A 494-nucleotide genomic window follows, 5' to 3' on the forward strand; every position below is an offset into this window, starting at 1 on the left:
ATGCTTTTACGCACCCAGGTCAAGGACTTGAATCGTTTCGCCTTGTGAGACTTGAAGCTGGTCAACTCGTCGATCACGACCATGTCAAAGGGCCAGGCGTTGCGGTAGTAGTCCACGATCCACTGCACGTTTTCCCGGTTGATGACGTAAACGTCGGCTGGCGTATTCAGCGCCCGGATCCGCTTTTGTCTGCTGCCCAGCACCGGCATGATTCGAAGTAGCGACAGGTGGTCCCACTTTTCCGCCTCTTTGCTCCAGGTGGCCTCCGCGACTTTCTTCGGCGCGATGACCAGGACCTTGCTCACCTGGAAGCGGTTGTATTTCAGGTCGTTGATGGCCGTCAAGGTGATTACCGTCTTGCCCAATCCCATATCGAGGAATAAGCCAATGGCCGGGTCTGTAATCATCCGCTGGATGCAGTATTGCTGATAGGGGTGCGGTTGAAACCTCATAACTGCCCGCCTGCCTCGAGAATATCCATCAGCACTGCATCA

Annotated in this window: 1 protein-coding gene; it reads right to left on the reverse strand. The window is 54.9% G+C overall.

The window, feature by feature from the left end; translation table 11 throughout:
- Positions 1-452: SNF2-related protein (locus tag NE619_RS18010; RefSeq protein WP_256133862.1), on the reverse strand; the 452-nt coding region annotated here is incomplete at its 3' end.
- Positions 453-494: the final 42 nt, after the last annotated feature.

Source organism: Anaerovorax odorimutans, assembly GCF_024459955.1.
GTDB classification, from domain to species: domain Bacteria; phylum Bacillota; class Clostridia; order Peptostreptococcales; family Anaerovoracaceae; genus Hominibacterium; species Hominibacterium odorimutans_A.